The organism is Nocardia terpenica (genome assembly GCF_013186535.1).
In the GTDB taxonomy this organism is placed as follows: domain Bacteria; phylum Actinomycetota; class Actinomycetes; order Mycobacteriales; family Mycobacteriaceae; genus Nocardia; species Nocardia terpenica.
The window spans coordinates 1,511,211-1,535,898 of sequence record NZ_JABMCZ010000002.1; the positions used below are offsets into that span (position 1 = coordinate 1,511,211).

The following is a 24,688-nucleotide window of genomic DNA, read 5'->3' on the forward strand; positions in this document are numbered from 1 at the left end:
GCAGGATGCCTTGAGCCACAACTGAATACAGACGGGCGGTGAAACCACAGTGGTCGCCGACTATTCGGCGTTCGATGCTGGCACCGGCTATCTGACTATCGAAGCCAAGCTCGACGACGACATCGAAGCGAAGCTTGCCGCCGAGCTGGCCGCGATCAATTCGATGCCAGTTCGGGTCAATGCCGACCTCGAACGCTTCGCCACCGACATGGAGGACCGGTGGAAGGATCTGGCGGCCAAACACACGCTGCCCGTGCAGATCACGCCCGAACTCGACAGCCAGGCGCTCGGCGACCAGCTGCCGGGATCCTCCCGCATCACGGCGGACATGGATTTGAAGCGGGCAGAGAGCCAGCTGAGCGAGTTCTATTCGCTGATCCCGCGCTACGAGATCCCAGTCGTGCTGGACACTTCGGTGGCCGAAGTGCAGCTCGACGAACTACGAGTCAAGGCCAGCGAGCCGGTCGTCGTCGGCACTGAACCCCAGCGGCCTACCTCCCGCAGATCCCGGTCGTCGATGTCGCCGGAAGAACGTGCGGAAGCCGACCAGCGCAAGGCTGCCGAGGCGGCGCGCAGGCGTTCCGAACAGGACGCCGACAAGACCCGGCAGCGGCTCAAGGACGCCGAGGACGGTATGCGGAAGTTCCGCAAGGCCGCCGACGACGCCAGTCAGGCGAGCTTCGATCAGCTGATCGAGCAGATCCGGTCTGTCGCAGATCGATTCAGCGAGGCCGCCCGGTCGGCTGCATTGTTCGCGTCGATCGCGGGCGTGGTCGGTGGCGGTGTCGGTGCGATCGGTGCGCTCGGTGGGGGGCTCGCTGCTGCTGGCGCGGCCGGTGTTATCGGCGCGCATGGCTTGCGGGAGGCGTTTCAGGCACAGACCGCGGTGACCGAGGAGCACCGTGACCCGCTTGCGCAGCTGGAGCGGGCCGCTCGGATCCGCGACGCCGTCGACGGTGTGCGGCACGCCAACGAGCAGCTTGCCGAGGCGCATCACCGGGTAGGGGAAAGCCAGGAGGCCGCGAAGCTGGCGCAGCAGAATCTCACCGATGCCTACAAGGACGCCACCCGCGCGGTCCGCGACCAGAACGATGCCCTCACCGATGCCGAACTGGCGCAGGAAGGTTCGGCGCTGGCGGTAGCGCGGGCACGACAGAGGCTGACGCAGGTCCGGATGACGCCGGGTGCGTCAGCTCTGGATATCCAGGAAGCGCAGCTCGGGCTCCGTGAGGCACAGCAGCGCTACAAGGAGTCGGAGCAGAAAACTGGTGATCAGCGAGTCGATACCGCGATCTCCAACGAGCGTGGTGTGGGGGGATCGCGCACGGTGCAGGACGCGGTTCGCGCCAACGGCGACGCACAGCACGCGGTCCTGCTCGCTGTGCAGGGCGTGCAGGAAGCCGAAATCCGAGCCGCTGAGGCGGCTTTGGCGCTGCATCGAGCGATGGGGCCGACCGAGACCGAGGACAAGTTGCAGGTCGCTCTCGCCAAGCTGACCCCGGCGGCGCGGGACTTCTTCGAGCAGGTGCATTCCCTGGCCCCGGCGTGGCACAACCTGCAACAGTCCGTGTCTACTGCGCTGTTCGACCAGTTGGGCGGGTCGCTGCACAAGCTCGCCGACCATCAGCTTCCTGCGTTCCGGACCGGTCTGTCCGGGATCGCCAGCGGCCTCAATGTAGCCCTCCGGGGAACGTTCGCCGAACTCGACGGGCTACTGACACGGCTGGAAAGCACCGGAGTCGCAGAGAAATTCGTCGCCAGCGTCAGCGCCATGCTCGGCTCGATAGCCCCGCTGGTTACCGGCCTGACCAACGCGTTCATTCAGCTGACGGTGCAAGCCGGGCCGGGGCTCGGCCAGTTCTTCACCACCCTCGGCACGCTGCTGCAATCCACCAATATCGGCGGATTCACCAGGGCGTTCGTCGACGCGCTGAACATGATCCTCCCGGTCACCGGCCAGATTATGTCCTCGCTCAGCGATGCCCTGCGCCCGGTGATGCCGATTTTGGGCCAGCTCGTATCAACGCTGGGCTCCGCACTGGCGCAAGCGATTACAGCGCTAGCGCCTTCGCTGCCACCGATCGCGCAAGCGTTCGCCGATATCGCGACCGCGGTCGCGCCGATCATTCCGCCGCTTGCGCAACTGGCGTCGGTGATCCTGACGACGATGGCGACGAACCTGTCGTCGCTGGCCAAGGCCGCGCTACCAGTCATTCAGGCACTCGCTGACGGGCTGCAGCCGGTGGTCCCGATCCTGGCCGAGGGGATGCGCCAGCTGACCCCGGTTCTCGCCACAATGGCTGATCAGATCGGGCAAGCGCTGCTCCAAGCGTTGCAGAACATCCTGCCTGAGCTACCGAGTCTGGTGAAAGCATTCACCGATCTGTTCGTCGCGGTCGCGCCCGTTCTGCCGGACCTAGCGCGACTTGCAGCTGAAGTGTTGCCCCCGCTGACTCGGGCGTGGGCCGATATGGCTGGACCGATGTCGAAGGTGATCGAGTTCTTCGCGTCGATCTTCGACTGGCTGGGAAAGCTGCACAGCAAGGTCACCGACCTGGGTTCCAGCATCATCGGCACCGTGCTCGGCAAGGCGTCGGAGACCTTCTTCGGCCACGCCGACGGCGGACCGGTGATTGCTGGCAACGCCGACGGCGGCCCCGTTGCCGGGCCGGGCGGTCCACGTGACGACGCGATCCTGCGACGGCTGTCCAATGGCGAATTCGTGGTCAGAGCAACCGCGACCGCCGACTGGCTGCCACTGCTCGAGGCGATCAACAACGGCACGGTATCGCCGCAAGTGCGGCACCTGCTGGCCGCGTTGGTGCCAGGCTTGAAGGACGGCGGCCCAGTCGGATTCGTCGACGACACCACTACCCTGCGAACCGCGCACGAGCCGACCAACCACGCCGCCCACACCCCCACACCGTCGACCCCGGCCCCGCCGAGCCCGGCGGCGAGCGCACCACCTCAGTCAGGTGCGTTCACAGGGACAGGTGGTCCGGCGAACGCCCTACAATACGCGCGCGATCATCCGAACACGCCGTATATGTGGGGCGGCTCGTCGGCCGCCGGAGCGGACTGCTCCGGTGAAGTCGGCATGCTGCAACAGGTGTCGATGGGTGTCCTTCAGCCAACCACCCGACTCGGCACGACGAGTAGCCTGCTGGCCGGACAGTGGCCGGGTGTGATCGGTGGCGCGTCACCGAGCGACTTGTTCGTGATCGGTACGAATGCCGACCACATGGTGGCGTCGATCCTCGGTGTCAGTATCGAGGAACGCCAGCCAGGCGAGACGCTACGGCTGGGCGCAGCGGCGGCCTCACCGTTCTCGTCCCAGTTCACGAACCGGTACCACGTTGACCCCGTGCTGTTTTCACCACCATGGCAGCCCACCCCCGCGAACACGGCTGGCCCCAGCACGGGGGGTGCCGGGACGGAGGCGGCTGCTCAGAACCAGCAGGATTCGACGACCGATCAGATCGCGTCGCAGCCGGTTGGGCCGAACTTCAATTCGCTGCCGACTACGTGGACTGGGCTGGCCTCGTACGGGGCGCAGCTGGGATTGATGCGTGTCCTTCGCGGTGATGCGGAGGGCGCGCTGCCTGCGGGCGGCGCTGACGCTGCGTCGTTCGATGCCACGACGGATGCGTTGGCCAGCCAGTTCGGCAACCCCGGTCATGACGGCGTGCTGGGTGACTTGTATCGCGCCACGGGCGGGTACGCGGGATTCGCGCATCCTGACCTGGCGCAGGCCGCAGTCGCGCGTGCTGCGGGCGGGTTCGCGAAGGCGCTCTCCGATGGTGCCGGGGAAATGCTCGGCGATGTGCTGAACGTGGCCAAGGTGCCGAATGATCTGCCGGGCGTCGTCCGGACCGGGCTCATGGTCGACGCCGTCAACCGTGCGCAGGCGACGGCCGATGCGGCAGCCACAGCCGACAACGGCGCCGCGCACCCGGTGCAGGACGCTGTGGACGCGGTGAAACGTGCTGTGGCAGCGGATGGTTGGGATCAGGGACCGGAGTGGACAGCGTTGTACGAGCTGGTCACCGATTCGTCGGAGTGGAAAGCGTCGCACGCGGGTGGCTTGTTCGGACTGTCGGCCGACAAATCCGGCACCGACTCACCGGACCCGTACACGCAGACGCTCGGCGCGGAGAAGTACATCAAGGGCCGCTACGGGACGCCGAGCGCCGCATTGGCGGCGTGGAAGGCACGCACCCCGCACGCATACCGGTCCGGTGGCCTGGTCGACGACCCGGCCGCCGACGGCTGGGACGGGCACGCAGCGCTGCTGCAACATCACGAGTTCGTCGTCCCCCGCGATGTGGTCGACCGCCCCGGCGTACTGGGGCTACTGGAGGATCTGCGCCAGGGCAACCCCGCTCTCCTGGGGCTGCTGCGGACCCAGCAACTGGCCACACGGCCGGTACCGGTCACACCCGGTGGTCGCGGTGACCAGCATATCGATCACTCGATGACGGTGAACATGCACGGCATCGACCGCGACGACATCGTCAGCCAGCTGGCATTGTTCCACCAGCGCCGGGCGCTCACCTATACCGGCGTATGGCGAAAGTGAGCGGCCAGGCGAGCTGACCGGCGAGATTGACGCACACCGGATTTCCGGTGGCGTCGACCAGCCGGTCACCGCCGAACAGCCGGACGCCTGATGGCAGTCGAATGCCCAGCTTCGCCCGGCTGAACATTCGTGTCAGCGGTCCCTTGCTGTGGATCTCGATCTGAATTCGCTCTGACTCCGCACGGATCGTTCCGGCGCGGAACAGGTTCTGCAGCAGGGCATTCGAGACTCTTTGACAACAACTGAATAGAGGGGCGCGTATGGCACCGACGGCGGCGACGATCACCGTCACCGGGGTCGACGGATCGCAGTGGATGGTCTCCGGTCCGCATTCGGGCCGAGAAGGAGTCCAATTGGGCAGCAGCCCAGCAGGCTTGTACGACGCGCCGGTCACCACGATTTGGACGCAGTCGGCGTTCCAGATCGGGTCCAGCTTCGCCGGATATCGAATCAACAAGAGAGACTTGATTTTCAGCGTCAACGTCTTCGAGATGCCAGGTCGGCCTTGGGAATTGGTCGATTCGATGTGGAGAAAGGCGTGGGCCTACGATCGCGACTCCATTCTGACGATCACCACCCAATATGGGGCGCGGTCGCTGCGGCTGCGGCTGGCTCAGCAGCCGGAGTTCAAGCCGGTGCACGACCCGCACCTGAAGATGTGGGGGCAGGTCGTGATGACCTGCACAGCGGGCAACCCGTGGTGGGTCGAGGCCGACGCGACCGCCACGTGGACGACGAACATCGACACCAGCGGCGGCCAGATCGGTTCCGGCACAGTCCGTATCAGCAATCCGACCGATCAGCCGATGTGGCTGAAGTGGGTGTGCAGTGCACCCGGCAAATGGACACTGCCGGACTTCTCGTTCGGCGACAACTCCCAAGGCCGGGCAGTGGCGGATGCGCATCGGGTGATCACGCTGCCGCTGACCATCGCCGGCCAGGACCTCACCGTCGACACCGACCCGCTCGAGGAAATGATCGTGTCCGCCGACGGTACCCCGCTGTGGGCCTGGATGAACGGCGTCACCTTCTTGTACCCGGTGCCTCCGTGGACGGCGCCCACGCAGCTGCCGGTGTCGGTGACGTATGCGCTGCCAGGCGCGTCGGTGATGGTGGTGCAGAACCGGAACTGGTCGCGCCCGTGGGGCCTTCAGTAGGTCTGAGTCCCACAACAATTGAATAGGAGAGGTGCCGCGGTGACGGCGGTCGCTGATCTTCCCCGGATCTTCTGCGCGGCGCAGCAGGTGAAGGCCGGACGGAAAGCCGCACGGTTCGCCCGGCCGATGCTGCGGCTGTGGGACGGGGACTGGAATCTGCGCGGCGTGATCGCCGGGGAGGTCTCGGCCGAGTTCCGCTGGCTGCTCAACGACGCCGGGACCGGCACAGTGGTGCTGCCCTGGGATCACCATCTGGCGCAGTGGACAGTGGACCCGTACGGGCGCGCCAAGCAGAACGTGCACATCACCTGTGACGACCGCAACGGATCTCGATGGGACGGTCGCCTGGAAAAGGCGGCGATCAAAACCGACGACAAAGGTGTCACCACAATTGAATTGACGTTCCTGCATTCGATTCAGGAGCTGAAATTTATTTACTGCTGGAGCAATCCTCTGACTCCGGCGCTGGTGCAGGTGCCGCGCGAATTCGTGCTGTTCGGGCCCTCGGTGTGGACGCTGAAGACGGCCGTGTTCCTCCAGATTTTCCGGCTTTCCTCGTCGATCTGGGCAGTCCCGGACGACCCGCTCGACGTGCGTCAATGGATCGATTTGGATCAGTCGACGTGGCCGATCGTGGTCACGCCGACCGACTTCTTGGCGGACGGTTCGTTGTGGACCGTCTTCGGGTCACGGTGGAAAAGTTTCATGGTCGCCGCCGCTGACACCCTGGACATGGCGCAGCTGCGGATCGTGACCCGCCGCTGGCTGGCTGGTGACCCGCCACCGTGGCCCGGCGCGGTACTGCGCAACGGCTGCCTGGTGGTCGACATCATCGCCCAGGACGCGTGGTCGGGCACCGCCGAGCACGGCGACGCCTTCACCGGCCTCGTCCACACCGCCCAAGTGCTCGCGAACGACTTCCTCGAGCAATCCAGTTATGTGTTGCCCGACCCCGACGCCCCAGACGAGTACCGCACCCCCGGCTGGCTTGGCAGCCTGCCGGGCGTGCCGTGGGTGGTGTACCGGCCCGGCGCGCACACCGGCATCCAGTCCTCGCAGTTCGAGTACTGGCCGTTCACCGCGGTGCAGATGCTGACCGGCGGCCACAGCCTGTCCATGGTCAACGAGTTGATCTCCGTGGGGATCCAAGCCTCGATCGACCTGGCCGCTGCGGCCGTCCTCGGCGAGGCGTACGGGCTGGCGGCGGCTGGGCAGATCGTCGATACCCTGCTGCGGCCGTTCTACATGGACACCATCGCCGCCTGGATGTCCTACAAAGACGCAGGCCGCGCGTACACGGCCGGATGGTCTCACTACTTCGAGTACTTCGAGCAGAGCCCGGACAAGGCGTACACACTGTCGTCGGTGTTGACGCTCGCCGCGGCGTTGTGGAAGACACGCCGCCGGTTCGTGCACAAGATGACGATCGCCGACGGCGCCCCGTTTCTGGTCGGCGAGACCGGGAAAGGTCACTTTTTCCTCGGCGACCGGATCGGCAGCACGGCGAAAGGAATGCCGCCGGGCCAGATCTATGTCGAGCGCGTGTCGGAGCTGGTGCGCGCATGGTCGCGGACCTCGGCCCCGGAGTGGCAGATCACGATCGGCAGCAACAACGACGACGAGCCCATGAGCAAGGCGCTGCGAATGCTGTCCGACGTCGTGGGAGACCTGCACGACCTCGGTGTCGCCTGACTTTTCGTCTCGGAACATGTTGGTAGGGAAGTGATTTGGTATGCCCGTGCCTGAACAGCACGAATGCGACCCCAGCAATCCGCGCGAAGCGTTCGTGTGGGCACTGGTCGGGTTGCCCGGCCCGAAACAGAATGTGCCGCTGCTGGTACATCCGAATGTGCTGGAACAGTGGTCGGAACACTTGTGGCAGTTGGGATTACGTCATCACCCGGAACACCAGACCCGCGAGTGGCATCCGCCGTCGCGCGGTCAGAATCATTGGATCAACGGCGCGGGCCGGTGGGTCGAGGCCGGGACGCCGCGGCCGCCGACCGTCACCGCTCCGGATATGGCGATCCTGTCGCACCACGAGCGGGCGGCCGTGGTCGCCCAGCTGCACCAGGCGGGGAACCTGAATCACCTGCTGGAGGCCGCGCGACAGGCGGGTGCGGCCGATGCGTTGCGCCAAGCCAGCGTCGGCACGGCCGCACCGGCCGATGAGCCGGTGAATGCGTCCGAGAGTGGCTGGGAGCCGGGCCGGTGACCCAGTACCGGCCGCACCCCGACGGCGGCTACACCAACACGAGCCTGTCGCAGCTGGCGCGGATGAACCAGCAGTCGGTGCAGCAGCAGCTGGCGCAACCGGTGCTGGCGTCCATGAACAACTTCGGCAGCTCGGTGGGCAACTTCCAGGAATACGCGATCGACGAGTTCGGTGCTCTGATCTGCCGCGCGCTCGCCGGCATCGATATCCTCGGCCTCAAACCGTTCGGGTTCATGACCGCATGGGCGGACAATCTGGATGCCCAGGCGAAGAAGGCGCTGCGGGGGTCGCAGGCCGCGCAAGCGACCGCCAACAGCGCAGTGTCCGCGATCCAGAATCAGCAGCAGCAACAGCAGACCGGCGGCAATGCCGTGACCGTACCGGGCTTCCCCCCGGGCTTGTCCGGCTCGCTGGGGCCGGGCTGGAGCCTCGGCGGTGACGCAGGGACCGCGCCCTGGATGACCGACCAATACGGGGCAGGGATGGCTGCCCAACCGCCGAGGGTTGCTGTCGCAGGGCGCCGGTGGGCACTGCACCAGACCGTGATGGCCACCGACAACCACACGGCCAGCACGGTATGTGGGTACGGCGACCCGAATTCGCAGGCGTACACCGGGCTGATCGTGCGCGCCGCCCCCGACATGTCCAGCTTCGTGTACGCGAACGTGTTCATCCACAGCGTCAACCTCGGCTACGGCACCTACACCGGCAACCGGTGGACCTTCACCGACTGGGCCTCCATCGGCAGCGATCAGTTTCTGCTGGCCGCCGGAGATACGTTGTCGCTGGCCGTGTCCGCGTCGACCTACACGTTCTCCCGCAACGCGACACCGGTCCTCACCCACACCGACACCATCGGGCAGGTGCCGACCGGCGCGGGCACGCGCAGCGTCGGGTTGCTGACGCGGCAGTCGATCGACGGGTGGGGCAACGTCACCGTCGGCTGGGAAGCCGCGTCGTTCGCGGCCGCCGACACCAGCCCGCCGCAGACTCTCGGTACCGGATGGTCGATCTTCAAGGGCAGCGCCACACCCAGCTCGACCGGCAACACCGGATCCGGCTGGTTCAAGTTGCCCGCCGGAACCTTCGACACCGTCCGGCAGATGGCGAACGTGTCGTTCACCGGATTCGATCAGGGCATCGTGAAAATCCAGAAACCCGGCTGGTACCTGGTATCGATGGGCGCGTTGTTCCCCTCCGATACGCCCGAAGGGGCGGCGGCCGGTTTCTCGCTGCTCCCCAATGGCGCATCCGGCGACCAGGTCACCCGCATGGGCTACCTCGCCGACACGGTCGGAGCGGCCGGAGGCCGCGTTTACGGCGTCGCGGCCACCAACATCATCTACCTCAACCCCGGTGACCAGCTGATCCCCGCCCTGTATCTCGCCCCCGACTCCGGCAACTACCCGCTCAAGATCGCGGGCTCCGGGCAGGGCTACTGCACCTACTTCGACGGCGCCCTCATCGGCTGACCACCATTCCTGTTCCCGCACAACTGAATACGGAGGACCCCGTGACCTTGTTCGGCATCGACATCTCCAACAACAACGGCCCTGACATCGACATGGCGCAAGTGAAGGCAGAGGGCTTCGACTTCGTCTTCGCGAAGGTCACCGAGGGCGATTACTTCGTCGACTCGACCTGGCCGGTATACCGGGACGCGGCCCGCGCCGAGGGGCTACTGGTGGCCGGATACCACTACCTGCGCGGCGACTGCGACATCAACGCCCAAGCCGACCTGTTCACTTCTCATCTCGGTGACGGGGTCGCCGCCATGGTCGACTTCGAAGCGAATTCCGGTGACATCTCTACATTTTGGGCGTTCGTCAACGCCGTCAATGCGCGCGGCCACCAGATCCAGCTGTCCTACATCCCGCGCTGGTATTGGCAGCAGATCGGCTGCCCGGACCTCACCGCGGCGCCGGGGCTGATCCAGTCCAGCTATGTCACCGGCACCGGCTACGCCGCCGAGCTGTACCCCGGCGATGACACCGACTTCTGGAACGGTTTCGGCGGCCGTAACCCCGACCTGTTGCAGTTCACCGATAAGGCCGATGTCGCCGGTCATGCGGTGGACGCCAACGCATTTCGCGGCACCCACGCCGAGCTGGCAGCGCTGCTCGGCTGCCACGACTTCCCCTCCCCTACGACACCAGGAGATCACCCCATGGCACTCACCGACGACCAGTGGACTGACCTGTACACGAAGGTCTGCGACATCTGGGACCAGTTGCGCGGCCCGAACGCGCAGGGCTGGCCACAGCTCGGCCAGAACGCACTGGGTCAGAACCGGACCCCCGTCGACGCACTGGCTCATCTGCTCGGCACCGACACGCCCACACCGACACCGGTGACCCCGGCCAGCGGCATTCCGGTCGCGAGCACTACAGACGCGAAGGCGGCGTGATGAGCGGAACCGCAACCGTGTTGTCCCGTAACGCGAAAGCCGTCGTCTCCACGATCGGGGGTGTGCTCTCGGTGATCGTCTCGGTGGCCGCGCTGGCCCAGTACACGCCCGTCCACATCTGGGGATCCGCAGGGGGTGTGCTCGCCGTCCTCGAGGTACTGCGCAGCGTGAACGTGTGGCTGGTGCGCAACGAACCGCTCGTCGAGCAGGCCGCGGCAGCGGTGGGCGATCTCGTCGACAAGGCCCAGGCCGCAGCGCACCAGCCACCGATCCCGCCGGTCGTTCCTGCGGCTGCGGGGGCTGTCGCGGGGGACGTGTAGATGCCGCTGGTCGAGACTGTCGCACTGTCCACTGCGACGTTCCTCGGCGGCACCGGCGTGTCTTCCTTCTTCTCGTGGTTGCGGACGCGCCGCCGCGCCCCCATGGAGGATCTGCGCGGAGAGGTATCCGTCGCCAAGGACATCAACGACATGGCCCTGGCCACCCTCGAACGCGTCACCGCCGAACTCGACAGCGTCACAGGACGACTCGACAGAGTCGAAGCGGCACAAGAGGAGTCCGTGCGGGAGCTGCACCGGGTCACCGGCCTGTTCCGCGAAGCGCTGGGCGTACTACGGGTGGTCATCGAAGCCGTGCGCGAGGGACAGCTGCCGACGCTGGAGATGTCCGAGGAACTGCGCGCCGAGGTCGAGCACGGAGGAGCCGCACCGTGACCTCCTCCGATCCCGGTTACCTGGGGTATCGGCCGATCATCGAACCGCTCACCCTCACGACCGGTGCATCGTTCGTGCAGACGATCCAGCCGTCCAGTGGTGGTGTGTTCCCGGCCGGTACGGCGATCGGGATCGTGCTCACCGATCCGTCCGGCAATGCGCTGGGCACCTGGTGGGCCACTGTCACCGCCACCTCCGCTATGTGGACGGTGCCGTCGATCACCGCCGACTCGATCCCGGTGAACACGCGGTACACGATGCTGGCAACCTTCCCCACCACCCCCTCGACCACCTACGCCTGGTACGAGGGCGCCATTGTGCGCACCTGAAATATGTTGCGCCACAACTTAATACAGATAGCCGAATAGGAGTGCGACCCATGGCCATTGCTGTGGTCAACCCGACGAAGAATGCGTTGTGCACTGCGTATGCGCAGCTGGGCGCCTACATCAGCGTGCATACCGGCGACCCTGGCACCACCGGGGCGAGCGAGGCGCAGAACGGTTCCCCGGCGTATACGCGCATGGCCACCACCTGGGGTGCTGCCGCCAACGGCAGCATTACCGGCAGTCAGGTCACCATCAACTTGCCCGCGGGCACCTACGGGTGGGCGGGCCTGTGGACCGCGGCCTCGGGTGGCACGTTCCTGGACAAGGTGCAGATCCCGCCGACCACTCTCGGCGCTCAGGGAACCCTGCTGATTACGCCCACGTTCACCATCAGCTGATCACCGTTCCCCAGCCCCGGCCGCGACAGGAGGAGTGCGATGCCAGCCCCGGCCGCTCGAACCCTGATCGCCCCGCTGCCGGGACCACCAACGATCACCGTGCCGCTCACCACCGTGCCCGTGATTGTCGCAGTGCTGCCGTCGCCACCGATCGCCACGATCGACGGGGCGGCCATCCCCGACATCCCTCCGTCCACGATCCTGGGATGGCAGAGCGAGGGCACGGTGACGATGGCGGCGACCGTCACGGCCACCGGCGTGTTCGCAGGCACCACATCTGGGACGCTCACAGGACCAACGGTGTGGTCGGCGACCGTGCCCGGCGACCTCACGGCGACCGGATCGCTGACGGTCACCGGTGTCGTGATGCCCACGACCACAGCGGTTCTCGCATCATTCAGCGCAGCGGGTGGCATGGTCGCGGCGGCCGGACAGTGGAGCGGGAGTGGGCAGTTGGCGGCCGCCGTCCAGGCGGTGCTGGCGGTGCTGGTCCCAGCTGAATTTTCCGGAGCGGGCACGCTGCTGCGCTCCGACACCGGTTGCGGCGCAGGCGGTGCGCTATCGGTCACGGTCACAGCAACGGCCGCGGCATGGCCCGCGTTCACCGCGTCCGGCACGGGGGCGGCGACCGTCGCGGTCCCAGCCGGATTCGACGCATCGGGCACCGCCACGGCGACTGTCACCGGGTCGGCGGCGCCTGTCGTCGCATTCCACAGCACCGGCCTGCAAGTGTGGACGGTAGCGGGTACCGGGCAACTCGAGCTGTCGGGCACGGTAGCCGGGACCGGTGCTCTGACCGGGGCAATCTCAGCGACGGGTACTGCCGCGATGCCGATTGCTGGTGTGGGCTCGTTGGCGGTGAGGGCCGGGGTCGGTGGTGTGATCGCCGGGTTCGGTGCGGCCGGTGCAGTCGCGCTGGCGCCGGGTCTGATCGCGGCGTTCGCCGGTATCGGGCGGCTGTCCGCGTCGGCGTCGCTGGCCGCCGCGTTCGGCGGGTGCGCGGGGTGGAGGCCGTACGTGCAGGCCCCGGTCCTCGCCGCGAGCAGCTGCAGCGCGATGCTGGCGGTGGCCGCCACAGCGTCGGTACCAGGCGCGGCCGTGTTTTCGGCGTCGGGCACGGCCGGGGACGTCTCGATCGTCGCGACCTCGGCCCCGTTCAACACGGTTGGCAGCCTCAGTAACACGACCATCTGGTTCAACGCGGCCGGTGCACTAGCCGCCCCGTACATGGTCACCACGCCAGTGTCGATCCCAGCGACCGGCACCGGCACGCTGACGGCGGCGGCCTCCGTGGCAGAACCCGTGCCTTACACCCGAACCGCTACCGGCGCGCTGACCGTGGTCTCGCTGATCACTGCCGCGTTCACATCCACGAGCGAGGGCACCGCGACAGCAGCGACAGTTTCCGCGGTGCCGGTCGGATACGCCGCCGCCGCGACCGGAACTCCCGCCGTGAGTTACACGCCCCGCGCGAGTGCTTCCTATGCCGAGTCAGCGACGGGCACCTTGTCAGCGACGGTGGCGAAGGGGTGGCTGCCGTCATCGATGACGAAATCCGGCACCTGGAACACCCTCAGCTCCTCCGGCTACACCCAGATCACCGGGTGGGCACCGGATCCCGGGTACGCGGGATCCGCGGTGACCAGCGACGGCCTGGTCGCGCAGGCACCAAAGGCTGGTGCTCAGGTGACCGCGTCGGTGCCGTTCACCGGATCAGGCGGCTTCTCCCCGGTATCGGTCACGCTGCAACTCCAGGTTGACAATGCGGTGATAGCGACAAGCAACCCCGTCTCCATCGGTCCGTCCGGCACGACGACCGTATCTGTGTCCGGAACCGCGAATGTGGTGCAGGGCACCGTGATCACGGTCTGGGCCGTCAGCAACTCACTTTTCTACAACCCGACCGCCGGGGGCGGCTTCGTACGCGTGGCTTGAGCCGGGGGCTCGGATCCGTCAGGACGATATTGTGATCACTGTATTGACCGTTCGCGGCACCGGGGAACCATTGGCCGCACCAACCACCATGCTGCGCGGAGTCACCCGCCAGCTCGATCCCGCAAGATACGTCATCGGCCCCGACGTCGACTATCCGGCGTCGGTCGGGCCCGCCAACCACACCGCGGATGTCCTCGGCTGCTCGGAGGACGAATCCGTGGTAGCCGGGCTGGCTGCGCTCGCTACTGCCGTCCGAGCCACCCCCGACCTCGTCGGCCTGCTCGGATACAGCCTCGGGGCCGAGGTGGTGACCCGTTTCCTCGAGGCGAAAGCCCGCGGCGAGTATCCCGATTGCACGATCGCGTGGGCTGCCACGGTCGCCAATCCTCTACGACGGGAGGGTGATTCGATCGACTCGAACGAGTTCGGGTACGGGATCAACGGGCAGCACAGCGCATACCCGGCCGACATCCAGACGTGGGAGGCGGCCAACCCGGCCGACGCGATCACCTCCAGCCCGGCGGATTCGCCGCTGCGGCAGCTGGCCGATGGTGTCTCCGCGTTGACGTTCGCGAACCTGTCGTGGACAACGGATCTCGCCGATCGGTTCAATCGAAACCGCTGGCAGCCCGGCAATCCTGGCTGGTGGATGCATCCCTTCGCGACCGCCCGTACATGGGGACAGGCCGCTGCCGGTATCCGCGGCTACCTCGACCAGACCGCGCACATCCGCACCTACATCCAGGACGGCTACCTCGACCGGCTCGCCGCCCGAATCAACGCCTGGCAACCCCGATGACCATCGAATCGCAGAGCGCCCCTGCCACCCTCGAAAGTGCGGGCGGCAGAGGCGCTCTTGGTGTCTACGAGGGCGACGGATCAGAACGGTGGTATCGGGCGGATCGACAAGGCGGGGTGTTCCATTAGGACTCCGGCGATGCGCTCCGCCTGTTGCCGTGCGGGCGGGCCGTCTTCGTGTTCTTCGAGAATGTCTTCAAGCAGATCGGTGATGGCTCTCGAGGCAAGCTGCCGGTCTCGGTCCAGGTTCTCGAACTCGGTGGCGAGCCGTAGGAGATCGTCCGTCGTCCACAGTCTGAGATCGTATGAGCCCGCATCGAGGTGTTGGCGGCCGAAAGTCTCTGCATCACCGAGAGTTTCCGCAGCCTCACGCATGCGATCCGGCAGCGGTCGCGTGTGCTTGACGAACGACCACCGGGTGCCTTTTCGGTAGATCTGGGTCATGTCCTCCCACCTGTCGCTCGGCGCCGACGTGTCGACGTCGTCCAACTGAACGAGGAGGCGGCCGTCGTCGGTCACCACGGCCAAGCCGGTGCCGCCGGGGGAGGTCAGGGTGTACAGGCCAGGGCCGAGATCGCCCATCGGCCAAGGAGTATCGGTCATCAGGTGTCCTCAAAAGTGCGATGGTTGATGCGGGCCGCCTACCACTGGTAGGCGGCCCGGTGCTGATTCATCGAGGGATGGTCGAGCGGATCAGCGCCGACAGTCGGTCGGCGGCTTGCTTCGGGGTGTGGCCGTCGGTCAGAGCTGGAGGGCACACCGTGTCAGGGTGTCGGCTATTTCTCGGGGAATCTCGGTCAGGTTGTCCGGTGTGAAGGGTCGGCGGAAGATCTTGCCTGTGTCGTGTTCGAGTTCGACCCACCAGAATCCGCGCCAGCGAGTGGCCACCCACACGATCCCGACATCGTGCATGCCAGGACAGCCGAGACGGTCGTCATGCCCTGTGCAGATCGCTCGTGTTTCCAGGCGGAGCCCGAATCCGGTCAGCGGGCCGGGATGAGCTGGGCATCTGCCCGCATGGTCCCGCATGTCCGACGCGGCAATCGGCAAGATCGCCGCGAGTTCTTCGAGCGCGCAATCAGCCATGCTTGCCTTGCACCCCAAGGACGGCCGATCGGCGGTGCCGTGGACTGCGAACATCACCGGCGGCTGATCCTGGTCGACGGTATTGGTCGTCAGCACATGCAGGGCGAGGTGGGAGATCAGGTCGGAGGCTTCGAAGATCACGACGCGACCGCTTTCCGCGCCTGAATGTCGTTGGTCAACTGGTAGTGCAGCGCCCATCGGGAGATCTCGAGGTGTACAGGTTGGGCCGGGATGCGCAGACGGTCGGCGCGGCCGAGGATGTCGGTCATTCTCGCAACCAGGTCAGCGAAGGTGCCGTTGGCAGTCTGCACGATCGTCTCGCCGTCCAGATCGGCAGCAGTCCAGGTGGATTCCCAAGTGACCGCTTCGCCGTCGCTTGTGCGCAGGTGCAGCCAGTAACTGTCGGTGGAGGCGGCGTTGACTACCAAGTCCGGATGGCGGGGAACACCCAGGCGGACGGCGATCTCGCGGGCGGGTAGATGATCGATGAGATCGATACTCAAACTGCTGATCACAGGTGCCAACTTTTTCGAGCTCGCCTTGCCGAATCTTCCATCACGGGTGGCGGCTATGGCGGTTTCAGTCATGCGTGGGCCTTTCTCGATATCATTCTTGGGTGCCGAATCTCTCCGTATTGGCGTAGGAAATTTCACCCACTCAAATTATTGCACACATATACAGCCAATCGCATTGATTCCGGAATTCGGTATTACTTTTTCAGGCAGAGATACCGGAAATGGTGCGCCGTATCTGAGCCATCATCATTTGCCGGTGCTCCGTCGACGCAGGCGTGACCCTGGCTCCGGCGAGAACCACCGCTGCTGGGGGTGGCGTCGGAGTCGGACCAAGATGGGTGATCAGCAGCGGCCGTCCGGTGCTGACGCGGACACTCGCCAGCTGTTCAGCACGGCGCATCCACCCGTACCACGCACGCTCGGGGTCGGCGTAGGACCGACCGGCGGCCAGATTGTAATTCCGCCACTGAGCCGTCGCGGTCGCGATATCCACCGATGGGCATTTGCAGGCCGCCCAGCGGCGGGCCTTCATCGACGGGGCAAAATCAATCAACGACGATCGGGGCGTGTCGGACAATTTTTCACGCCGACCGCTACGAAAGAAAACCACGTTAGTGGTTTTCTTGTCTCCTTTTCGTGGGGTATCCCCTTTAGGGGATATCCCACGAGATTTACCGGGCGATACGGTATCAGAAGCCTTTCGATATACCGTATCGCTGGGGGTATCGGTGCCGATTCGGAGTACCGCAACGACATCCGGGTGCAACCATCCCGACGGGTTGGCCGACGCCAGCCCGGACAGGACCGCGACTGCCGCCGCCCGCAGGCGAGGCGACCGGATCAGGGCGATCGCTTTCGCGACGGCGGGCCGCATCTTCGGCGACCGGACCGCGAGCCCGGTGCCGATATGGCGGGTCAACCACAGCTCACGGGCAGCGGTGTCGACCAGCACCAAGCCGGCGCTTTCCAGCTCTGCCGCTGCCGAAACGACCTGGTCGGCGGTCCAGCCGTGCGCGAGTCGGGCGAGGTGATCGGGCTCCCACACCAGCACCCCGGCGTGCCGAGTGGGTGTCTGCGTCTGCACGAGCTGATCGAGCATTAGCAGCAGATGTTGACCGGCTGGTGTGAGTGCTCGGATATCCGGGTCGTCGATGATGTGTTGTCCCATAGCGTGTCTCGTGTTTCGTTGGTGTGCAGATTTTGGTTCGAGGTCGAACGCTGTTCGCAGGCGCTCAGGTGAGGCCGCGACTCGTTCCGGTTCGTCGGGGGTTATGCCGTTTTAGCCAGGCGATAGCGTTCTTCTCAGCGCGCCAATCACCGGTCTTGCTGCACAGGACGAGCACGTCGGTGGTCTGCGGATGCGTGAATCGCAGATGCCCTCGTTTGGTGGGACCGTCGAATCGCCAGCCTGTCGATAACGCGTACCGGATGTCGCGTCTATCTCGATTCAGGCGGGGACTCATAGGTTTCCCCATTTTCCGTGTCCGTGACGGGCGGGTGGCCACGCGACGACGGACAGTCGTCCGGCCCAGAATCCGGTGCAGACTAGGGTCAAGACAGCAAGAACAGTGGAGGTCATGTCGCCTGCTCGGTATCGGTGGAGTCGCTGTCGGCGGTGTGGCCCGATGACTCTCCCTCAGCAGCGGCCTGCTCCCGCAGTGCCTTCAGGTATCGCCAGCGCTGTGCTGCCGCACGTTCGACGCGGAGTTGACGGCCGTATATGGCGCGGAACTCCTTGGTGACCTCTTCGACGGTGTCCAGGTCGGTGGCTGCGTCGATCTTCATGAGGGTGGACTCTTCCGACACCTTCAGATCGCGAACGTACGCCGACGCCGGATCGCAGCGCATGTAGTCGAAGATCAGCCATTCCAGTGAGAAATCGGGTTTGACGAGGGGCTTGTCCACCCCTGGGCGGATTCCTGCGTGGACGCTGCGCACACCGACTACGGTCGGTGGCTCTGTCCGGCGCAACCGCACCCATCCTGTGGACTCGAACCCGATATTTTTCGATGCTTCTACCTTCCATTCCCTTTGTCCCTCAATCGGATTCCCGTCGTCCCCGATAGCGGACACCTCTTTGCCGCGGGCGGTTATCACGACGATGCCGGGAAAGGTCATCAGCAGATCCATCAGCGTCTGGTTGCGAGCGTGGGTGTCGTTCCAGAAGGTGGGCGCGGCCCTGACCGGTGCGTCCGGGTCGGCGGCGCGCTGCCTCTGGCCCGAACGTGACTTCTGGGCACGCTGATGGGTCCATTCCTTGAGCTGCTGCCAGATGTTGGTCATGGAGTCGATGACCAACAGGGTCGGTTTTCCGCCGTCGGCGACGTCGACGCTGGCAGCTTGGCGGCGCACAGCCCGCACCTGGGCGAGGATGTCGTCGAAGGTGCCGTCGTGCTCGATCACGAGGTAATCCGCGCCGGGGATGGCGTAGTACTCATCGGCGGCTCCTTCGCCGACATCGATCCAGAACCTCTCGCCGAGGCCCTCATGTGCGGTGAATTGTGCTGCTGCCCAGCTCTTTCCAGCTTTGTCTTCACCTTCGAGCAGGATCAGCGGCCAGGGCACGGCGCCAGTAGGTCTGCGGGTCTTGATGCCGAAATCGTTGGGGTCGGCCATGAATGCGGTCTCCGAAAGGCATGGTCGGGACCGGCGTGACCGTGTGGCGGTCACGCCGATGCGATGTGTCGGATATGTCTAGGCGGCGGTGGGCAATTCGGTCGGCGGGAGCGGTTCTGGCTGGCGCTTGGCCCGCTGGCCGAGCGGTTCGCCGTCGTTGGCCCGGCGGCGATGCTGGTAATCAGCCTGGTAGCGCGTCATATCCGCGCTGCACGTGTCGCACTGGCAGCCCCACCCGGTGTAGGTGCTGTACCCGTGGGAGGGGGCATGGGGATGGAAACGGCGGCCGTTCGCACCGATGACGCATTCGGCGCGGCGGCTCAGTACCCGGGCGCGGCGGGCAGCGCTGCGGCGGTCGACCGGTCGCTCCTTGCCCGTCATGGAGTCTCCTCCGCCGAGGCTGGGGGTGCGGCGGGCAGCGCCAATACGGCAGTGAGGTCGAGGACCTTGTCACGGATCATGGCGGCGACCTCGGCGACCGCGTCGACGTCCTTCTGACGTTCGAAACGGGCATGCGGATCACCGACGTGGACGGCGATACCGGGCGGTAGCGGTTTGCCCGCTGTGGCCGCAGCTTTCGCTGCTTGCTCGACCGTCTTCATCCACTGCCGGGTCAACTGCGGCACCATCTCGAGCGCCTCTTCAGGGTCTGCGTTGTAGTTGTCGCGCAGCCACGCCACGACGGCCGCCGGATCGGTAACCATGACGGAGGTGCTTCCCTCGACGACGGACACGGCACCGAGCCGGATCGGGTCACCGTTGCTGTCCCGGCGGTGAGAGGTGACGATTCGGCGTTCCCCGCTCAGGTGGGACTGTGCGAACTCAGCCTTTCCCGTTCTGAAGACATCGGTGGCGGCGGTGCCGAGCACCCCAGCGACGGCGATGCGCAGTGTCAGCTCGTCGGCGCGCTGAGCGGACTGATCGGGCACGGCCATCACCGCGCCAGCTGGGCAACGGCTGCGGCCAGGCCGGTCCCGGCGAGCCCCTCCAGGATCAGCAGCATCACGATGGCCGCCAGGAGCGCGCCGACAAGAACGCTCCCGACGAGACTGGCTGCGGCAACTCGTCGCCGAGGCATCCAGTAGCTGTCCGGGCGGAATGCTTCGCCGCCGATCGCCGTGTGAGCGAGCCGTGGTAGATAGGTATGACGGTGTTCGCGTCTGGATGTACGATGGGCGCGACCCGTCGATTGCAAGGCGTTCATTTGCGTGGGCCTTCTTCTCGACATGGTTAATCGAGAGCCCGATCCGCGACCCTATGGCGTAGGGAAATGTCGCGGTCGGGCTTTCTCGTTCTCGCTGGTAAGACTGGGATCTGATCTCGGCCGTCGTCGCGTCAGCTGATGATGCAACCCACCTGGAGTTACCAACCAACACACAATAACCCTCTGATTTGGATTGCACAACCATCACACAACCAAGCTCAAAAATCGGCATCTACCAGCGGATATGACAGATTTCATCCGCGGGTAGCATGGCGATCCGCCGGTGTGCACGAGCCCAACGGATACACAACACTGCTAGCCTCGTGGGTATGGAGGACACCGTCACCGACTTCGATAAGGCGCGTGCGGCGGGCCAGATCCTCAAAGACGCCCGGATCCAAGCCGACCTGACGAGGCAACAGATGGCCGACGCGGCACGCCTGTCCTCGTCGCGAGTCGAGCAGATCGAGCACGGCCGCGCTCATCATCGCGGCGAACTACGTCCCACACGGCCCAGCCGCAGCGTGCTGATCCGATGGTTCGCTGCTCTCGGGCTCGACACAGACCGCGCCGACCGTGTGCTGAGTCTGTTCGGACATGCTCCGCTTGTTCCCGACGACGAGGTCGTCTACCTAGGTGACTTGGCCCAGGATCAGCAACGGCAGATCCGGAACATAATCGCCGAGTTCCGCAGCGCGACACAGCGAAAGTAAGCCGCCGGATGACGCGCAATCGCCACTACAGCCTATTAGCAGGTCACGGTGTTTTCCGGCGTGTCGACTCCTACGGCCGAGCCGATCGGCTCGGCCTGGACATCATCTATGGTGACCTCGGTCCAGGCGTCGGGTCGATGCTCGGGCGCGCAGACGGTGTGATCCTCGTCGGCGATGACCTCACGGAGATCGAAGCCCACGACCACGTCACCCACCAGATCGAGCACTATGTTCGTCTTCCTCGCCGGGGAGAATCGGCCGAGCATTTCGAGGCACGAATCCGCCGTCACACCGCCCGAACACTGGTCACGATGGACACCTTCCTTGCCGCGGTCCGTGCCGACAGCGCCTCCGACGACGCCGAAGTCGATGCGACTGCTGTCGCTGACCTGCTCGGTGTCCAGGTGACCACCCTCCTCGACCGGATCCAGGCCCCGACCCGCCGTGAACTCACCGCCAGCGGCAGTGCCGCCAGCCGCCTCACCTGGCCCTCACTGACCGGATCACCATATCGATGCATCCGAGACTGCGAGCACACTCCACGGCTGATCGACCGGATCCGGCACTCATTGCACCTCTATTGACGGATGTCCTCGCACGCCAAGGATTGGGCGTTTCGGACATAGCGGTTCCTCGTCAGTGCTGAATCTGCTCAAGTTGTTCTAGGTACTCGGAGGCCACGCGGAGGGATTCGGTCTGGCTGGTGATCTGCCGTCGGATGGCAGCGATGCAGGTGCGGGCGTGAGCGAGCTTGGCGATATGCAGCCGTTGCGGGGTGTGCCAGTAGCTCAGAACCGCCTCGGCCAGTCGTTCGAGGGACGCGTGGCTGCGCATCGGGGCGGTCTCGACGCTGCCGTGACGGCGATACTCGACAAAATAGATGTTGCCCTGAATGTGGTAGGAGTCGTATCGATCGAGTTCCGCCCAAATCCGTGCAGCGCCAGAGTATTTGCCGCGCTGGCTGCCATCGCTGCCGTCGAGATAGATCATTTTCCGGTTGATGGTGCCGTCCTCCAGGCGCACGGTGGGGGCGTAGTTGATGTACAGCTGCCAGCCACCGCCGGTCGGGGCTTCCAGGACGTAGGGGTCGTAGCGGACGCTGACTCGTCCGCAGATCGGACCGGACACGGCGAGCACGGTGTCGCCGCGGGGTGTCCGTATCGATGTTTCGGCGAGGGTGATGTCCGACATGAGTACTCCCAGATCGTCGGGCCCGGCGGCGGGCTTGGGCACGCCGCCGGGCAGTGGGTCAGTTGCTGCGGGTTTCGGAGATGTAGGCGGCGATCCGCTCGACCAGGCCGAGAGTGTGGGCGTGGTCCACATCGACGACGAGGCGTGTGCCGTCGATGACCGTGGCGCTCTGATCCCCGCCGAGGCTGTGGTCGGTCAGGGCCTGTACGAATCGCACGCCAGCACCGTCGAGCGTCATCTGTACCCGCCCGGCATCGACGAACACATCAGCTGCCGCTGACCCGAAGAGGCGCTCGGCGATGTTGGCCGCCAGTTCTCGACTCCCCACGGCTTGGCGTGTTTCTTCTGCCTCGGCGTCGATCGCTGTGGTCAGTATGGATTCGTAGCTAGCGGGATCCTCCTTATTGAGGAACGCTTCGGTGATCTGGGCGCAGATCCGGTCGTCCGGGGTGTCGGCTGCAATATTCAGGTGGTGGTCGAGCTGATCCGGGCCGACGAAGCGGTGAAGGTCGTTGGGGACCACGGCTCTGATACGAAGGTCACCAGACTGGTATTCGCTGATGACCATGCAGCGGCGCATCGCGGCCCGCAACACGGCTTCGTTCATGGCGAGCGACTGGGTCGCCACCCAGTCGCCGCCGAGGTGGCGAGCGATGGTGTAGGCGCGGCTGAGAATGGTGGGATGGTTGGGATCGCTCATGATCTCGTTTCCTCGGTGATATAGGCGGGGTCGCAGGGAACGAACGCCGACCAGGCGGCGAGGTTCGTCCTCGACGGAGGTGTGTTGTGATGCGCTGCAAGCCCTTTGCCGCAGACGCAGATCTGTAGCTGATGGCCGGTCGGCGTTACCGACTCCGGCCGGACGTGTTCCAGCCGGTGGTAGCCGGAGTAGTCCGGGTCGATCAGGTGTAGCGGATGTGCGGTCGTATCGGGGATCGAGTGACCTCGAGGACCACCCATTCACCGTGATCGACTCGGATCGACCCGTGGTATCTGACGAGATCGCCGGGCTTCAGCTCGTCTGACCTTTCGGACATAGGTGTCCTTGCGGATCGGAGTTGGCCGCTGTAGCGGCTATTCAGCGCGAGTCCTGGTCGGCCTCGTCCAAGGCGATCTCAGGTGTGTCGGTGACACGTCCGTCGGTGACGTATCCGTCGAGATCCAGGCGTAGCCATATCGCGTTGGAGGGCAGCGTGATCACCAGGTATTCGGCACCTGAAACGCGTTTGTCGAAGAAGTGGCTCACATCGGTGCGGTGAAAGGTCCAGCCGTTACAGAGGCTGATTTCGTGTTGTCGTCATGATCGTTTCGGGGTGGGTGTGAGTCCGGTTGCGGTGAGGCAGCCGTCGATCAGGTTGGGGTGGTAGCCGATGCGGTGCAGGTCGCTGCGCACGATGCGCATGAGGTGGTCGGGGTCGGTGATGATGCGGTTGGCCAGCCGGCCTCGCCGCAGTAGTGACCAGATGCCTTCGGTCGGATTCAGATCGGGCGCGTAGGCGGGCAGTTGGTAGACAGTGAGCCAGTCGTGGCCGGTGACGAATCGGCGCATGCCGGCGGTGAGGTGGGTGTTGAGGTTGTCCCAGCAGACCACGATCGGCCCGCCGAGTTGCCGGTGGGCGGCGATGAGCAGGTCCCGGTAGTCGGTCCAGGCGAAGCTCTTCCTGCCCGAACTATTTCGGTCGTGCCGATACGGTCGCCAGATCAGCCGGGACCGATGGCCGGGCTTGTAGCAGGTCAGCGCGGCGATCGATATCCGGCGGGTGGTTCGGCCCCGGACCCGCACGATCGGGGTGTGCCCGCGTGGCGCCCAGGTCCGTGCGGTCGGCGGCGTCATCGTGAACCCGGCTTCGTCTTCGAACACGACCCAGGCTCCGAGCGCCGCCGCGGCGGTTTTACGTGCGGCCACACGTCCTTCACCCACGTCGCGACCGCCGCGTCGTCGCGTTCGACCGCCCGGCGGGCAGGTTGCTGACGGCTCCACCCGTGCCGGTGCAACAACAACGACACCCCCTTGATCGTGTAGGAGATGTGGAACCGGCGCCCGATCACGGTCTTGATCCTGGCCAGAGTCCATTTCTGGTCCGGCCAGCCGTGCTCGGCCGGGCCCTTGGCCAGCTCGTGTTCGAGTACCTGGAACTGTTCGTCGGACAGCAACGGCAGCGACGCGGGGCCCTTGGACCGCAACGCTTCCCGCCCCGCCGATCCCCACGCCTGGCGCCACCGTTGCACCGACCGCACGCTGACTCGCAGCCGGTGGGCGATCACCGCATTGTCCTCGCCCCGGGCGAAAGCGTCCGCGGCTTCCAGCCGCAACCGCTCCCGCAACATCCGTCGCTCGGCGGTCAGCCCACCGCCTTGCGGATACCGCACCCACCAGATGTACCCCACCCACCAGCCACGGCCGTCAAGCCCAGCGACAACACGAATTCAGCCGCTGTAGCGGCCGCCGTTTCGACGTCCATATTCAATTCTCCTATTGGCGTAGGGGTCATTTCTGACAACAGAGAACATACTCCAACCCAGAGACAAACACACCATTGTCGATAAGTTCTTTTTCATTGCTTTTCAAAAGACGGTGCGAGTAGGGTTTCTGGAGTCAGAAATGACCCTACGCCAATAGGACAATTTCATGCTGTCAATAACTCCGGTACATCAGACCATGTTCACTCGCCGACTACTGGACGACGACAACCGGCGCGACATCACCGCACGTCTGAGGTGTCGCGACGAACTCTCCCGAGGAGGAGCGGTGGAAGGCGACTGGGTGCTGATGCCCGACAGATCAATACACCGCATCGCCTATATCACCGGAAACAACGGTCACCGGAAAAC

General features: G+C 65.4%; 28 protein-coding genes. 14 read left to right on the top strand and 14 right to left on the bottom strand.

The annotated features are described in order from the left end of the window. The first annotated feature begins 49 nt into the window (after window positions 1–49). The gene (locus tag HPY32_RS18755; RefSeq protein WP_067579453.1) at window positions 50–4,579 is read left to right on the top strand and encodes a hypothetical protein; all 4,530 of its coding nucleotides are present in this window, start codon (window positions 50–52) and stop codon (window positions 4,577–4,579) included. Here the strand turns inward: HPY32_RS18755 and HPY32_RS18760 are convergent. Beyond that, the gene (locus HPY32_RS18760; protein ID WP_171982924.1) at window positions 4,551–4,871 is read right to left on the bottom strand and encodes a hypothetical protein; all 321 of its coding nucleotides are present in this window, start codon (window positions 4,869–4,871) and stop codon (window positions 4,551–4,553) included. The genes HPY32_RS18755 and HPY32_RS18760 overlap by 29 nt on opposite strands. An 82-nt stretch (window positions 4,872–4,953) precedes the next feature. Between HPY32_RS18760 and HPY32_RS18765 the strand changes: the two genes are divergently transcribed. The 11 genes from HPY32_RS18765 to HPY32_RS18815 are packed head-to-tail and all read left to right on the top strand — an operon-like array spanning window position 4,954 to window position 14,532. Further along, the gene (locus HPY32_RS18765; RefSeq protein ID WP_171982925.1) at window positions 4,954–5,736 is read left to right on the top strand and encodes a phage tail protein; all 783 of its coding nucleotides are present in this window, start codon (window positions 4,954–4,956) and stop codon (window positions 5,734–5,736) included. 39 nt (window positions 5,737–5,775) lie between these two features. After that, window positions 5,776–7,428: a Gp37-like protein gene (locus HPY32_RS18770; RefSeq protein WP_067579450.1), complete on the top strand. Its 1,653-nt coding sequence runs from the start codon at window positions 5,776–5,778 to the stop codon at window positions 7,426–7,428. Between the two features lie 40 nt (window positions 7,429–7,468). Then, window positions 7,469–7,951 (top strand): phage gene 29 protein family protein, encoded by a 483-nt coding sequence (locus tag HPY32_RS18775; RefSeq protein ID WP_067579448.1) that lies wholly within the window; start codon window positions 7,469–7,471, stop codon window positions 7,949–7,951. Next, entirely contained in the window at window positions 7,948–9,423 is a 1,476-nt protein-coding gene (locus tag HPY32_RS18780; RefSeq protein ID WP_067579446.1) for a hypothetical protein, read from the top strand. The genes HPY32_RS18775 and HPY32_RS18780 overlap by 4 nt, the downstream gene beginning before the upstream one ends. A gap of 41 nt (window positions 9,424–9,464) precedes the next feature. Beyond that, the gene (locus HPY32_RS18785; protein WP_067579444.1) at window positions 9,465–10,358 is read left to right on the top strand and encodes a glycoside hydrolase family 25 protein; all 894 of its coding nucleotides are present in this window, start codon (window positions 9,465–9,467) and stop codon (window positions 10,356–10,358) included. Beyond that, window positions 10,358–10,678 (top strand): hypothetical protein, encoded by a 321-nt coding sequence (locus HPY32_RS18790; protein WP_067579442.1) that lies wholly within the window; start codon window positions 10,358–10,360, stop codon window positions 10,676–10,678. Before HPY32_RS18785 ends, HPY32_RS18790 begins: the two co-directional genes overlap by 1 nt. Continuing rightward, complete coding sequence (locus HPY32_RS18795; protein WP_067579439.1) at window positions 10,679–11,071, top strand: hypothetical protein; 393 nt, start codon at window positions 10,679–10,681, stop codon at window positions 11,069–11,071. It begins immediately after the preceding gene. Next, on the top strand, window positions 11,068–11,400 hold the full coding sequence (locus tag HPY32_RS18800; protein ID WP_067579437.1) for an LtfC-like domain-containing protein: 333 nt from the start codon (window positions 11,068–11,070) through the stop codon (window positions 11,398–11,400). Before HPY32_RS18795 ends, HPY32_RS18800 begins: the two co-directional genes overlap by 4 nt. Before the next feature lie 50 nt (window positions 11,401–11,450). Continuing rightward, on the top strand, window positions 11,451–11,798 hold the full coding sequence (locus tag HPY32_RS18805) for a phage tail fiber protein (protein ID WP_067579434.1): 348 nt from the start codon (window positions 11,451–11,453) through the stop codon (window positions 11,796–11,798). A 39-nt stretch (window positions 11,799–11,837) separates the two neighbouring features. Continuing rightward, window positions 11,838–13,733 carry a hypothetical protein gene (locus tag HPY32_RS18810; protein ID WP_156673968.1) on the top strand — a complete coding sequence of 632 codons (1,896 nt, stop codon included), beginning with the start codon at window positions 11,838–11,840 and terminating at the stop codon, window positions 13,731–13,733. Window positions 13,734–13,764: 31 nt separating this feature from the next. Beyond that, window positions 13,765–14,532, top strand: a complete 768-nt coding sequence (locus HPY32_RS18815; RefSeq protein ID WP_082870690.1) for a PE-PPE domain-containing protein — start codon at window positions 13,765–13,767, stop codon at window positions 14,530–14,532. 80 nt (window positions 14,533–14,612) lie between these two features. On the opposite strand, the gene HPY32_RS18820 is transcribed toward HPY32_RS18815, so the two are convergent. The 8 genes from HPY32_RS18820 to HPY32_RS18855 form a co-directional block, all read right to left on the bottom strand. Continuing rightward, complete coding sequence (locus HPY32_RS18820) at window positions 14,613–15,113, bottom strand: hypothetical protein (RefSeq protein ID WP_067579428.1); 501 nt, start codon at window positions 15,111–15,113, stop codon at window positions 14,613–14,615. A 159-nt stretch (window positions 15,114–15,272) separates the two neighbouring features. Continuing rightward, complete coding sequence (locus tag HPY32_RS18825) at window positions 15,273–15,815, bottom strand: hypothetical protein (RefSeq protein ID WP_156673967.1); 543 nt, start codon at window positions 15,813–15,815, stop codon at window positions 15,273–15,275. Next, window positions 15,755–16,204, bottom strand: a complete 450-nt coding sequence (locus tag HPY32_RS18830) for a hypothetical protein (RefSeq protein WP_156673966.1) — start codon at window positions 16,202–16,204, stop codon at window positions 15,755–15,757. The genes HPY32_RS18825 and HPY32_RS18830 overlap by 61 nt, the downstream gene beginning before the upstream one ends. 130 nt (window positions 16,205–16,334) lie before the next feature. Beyond that, the gene (locus tag HPY32_RS18835; protein ID WP_156673965.1) at window positions 16,335–17,300 is read right to left on the bottom strand and encodes a hypothetical protein; all 966 of its coding nucleotides are present in this window, start codon (window positions 17,298–17,300) and stop codon (window positions 16,335–16,337) included. A 407-nt stretch (window positions 17,301–17,707) separates the two neighbouring features. After that, a complete protein-coding gene (locus HPY32_RS18840; RefSeq protein WP_067579420.1) occupies window positions 17,708–18,748 on the bottom strand; it encodes a hypothetical protein in 1,041 nt (346 codons plus the stop codon). A gap of 78 nt (window positions 18,749–18,826) precedes the next feature. Next, on the bottom strand, window positions 18,827–19,129 hold the full coding sequence (locus tag HPY32_RS18845; RefSeq protein WP_067579418.1) for a hypothetical protein: 303 nt from the start codon (window positions 19,127–19,129) through the stop codon (window positions 18,827–18,829). Further along, window positions 19,126–19,677: a hypothetical protein gene (locus HPY32_RS18850; RefSeq protein WP_156673964.1), complete on the bottom strand. Its 552-nt coding sequence runs from the start codon at window positions 19,675–19,677 to the stop codon at window positions 19,126–19,128. Before HPY32_RS18850 ends, HPY32_RS18845 begins: the two co-directional genes overlap by 4 nt. Window positions 19,678–19,682: 5 nt before the next feature. Next, the gene (locus tag HPY32_RS18855) at window positions 19,683–19,826 is read right to left on the bottom strand and encodes a hypothetical protein (protein WP_156673963.1); all 144 of its coding nucleotides are present in this window, start codon (window positions 19,824–19,826) and stop codon (window positions 19,683–19,685) included. A gap of 455 nt (window positions 19,827–20,281) precedes the next feature. Here HPY32_RS18855 and HPY32_RS18860 point away from each other — a divergent pair, with 455 nt between their 5' ends. Continuing rightward, on the top strand, window positions 20,282–20,665 hold the full coding sequence (locus HPY32_RS18860) for a helix-turn-helix domain-containing protein (RefSeq protein WP_067579415.1): 384 nt from the start codon (window positions 20,282–20,284) through the stop codon (window positions 20,663–20,665). A 35-nt stretch (window positions 20,666–20,700) separates the two neighbouring features. Here HPY32_RS18860 and HPY32_RS18865 read toward each other — a convergent pair whose 3' ends face one another. Continuing rightward, window positions 20,701–20,892, bottom strand: coding sequence for a hypothetical protein (locus tag HPY32_RS18865; protein ID WP_156673962.1), 192 nt, complete (start codon window positions 20,890–20,892; stop codon window positions 20,701–20,703). A gap of 84 nt (window positions 20,893–20,976) precedes the next feature. Here HPY32_RS18865 and HPY32_RS18870 point away from each other — a divergent pair, with 84 nt between their 5' ends. Then, on the top strand, window positions 20,977–21,249 hold the full coding sequence (locus HPY32_RS18870; RefSeq protein ID WP_067579411.1) for a hypothetical protein: 273 nt from the start codon (window positions 20,977–20,979) through the stop codon (window positions 21,247–21,249). Between the two features lie 52 nt (window positions 21,250–21,301). On the opposite strand, the gene HPY32_RS18875 is transcribed toward HPY32_RS18870, so the two are convergent. From HPY32_RS18875 to HPY32_RS46815, 4 genes are all read right to left on the bottom strand, one after another. Next, on the bottom strand, window positions 21,302–21,856 hold the full coding sequence (locus HPY32_RS18875; protein ID WP_156673961.1) for a hypothetical protein: 555 nt from the start codon (window positions 21,854–21,856) through the stop codon (window positions 21,302–21,304). Between the two features lie 58 nt (window positions 21,857–21,914). After that, a complete protein-coding gene (locus HPY32_RS18880; protein ID WP_067579408.1) occupies window positions 21,915–22,556 on the bottom strand; it encodes a hypothetical protein in 642 nt (213 codons plus the stop codon). Window positions 22,557–22,934: 378 nt separating this feature from the next. After that, window positions 22,935–23,102: a hypothetical protein gene (locus HPY32_RS18885; RefSeq protein WP_156673960.1), complete on the bottom strand. Its 168-nt coding sequence runs from the start codon at window positions 23,100–23,102 to the stop codon at window positions 22,935–22,937. Between the two features lie 51 nt (window positions 23,103–23,153). After that, window positions 23,154–24,226, bottom strand: a protein-coding gene (locus tag HPY32_RS46815) for an IS630 family transposase (RefSeq protein ID WP_444939652.1) whose coding sequence is annotated in 2 segments (ribosomal slippage) — window positions 23,154–23,689 and window positions 23,689–24,226 — 1,074 coding nt in all. Because the reading frame shifts where the segments join, the coding sequence is not laid out codon by codon here. Window positions 24,227–24,688: the final 462 nt, after the last annotated feature.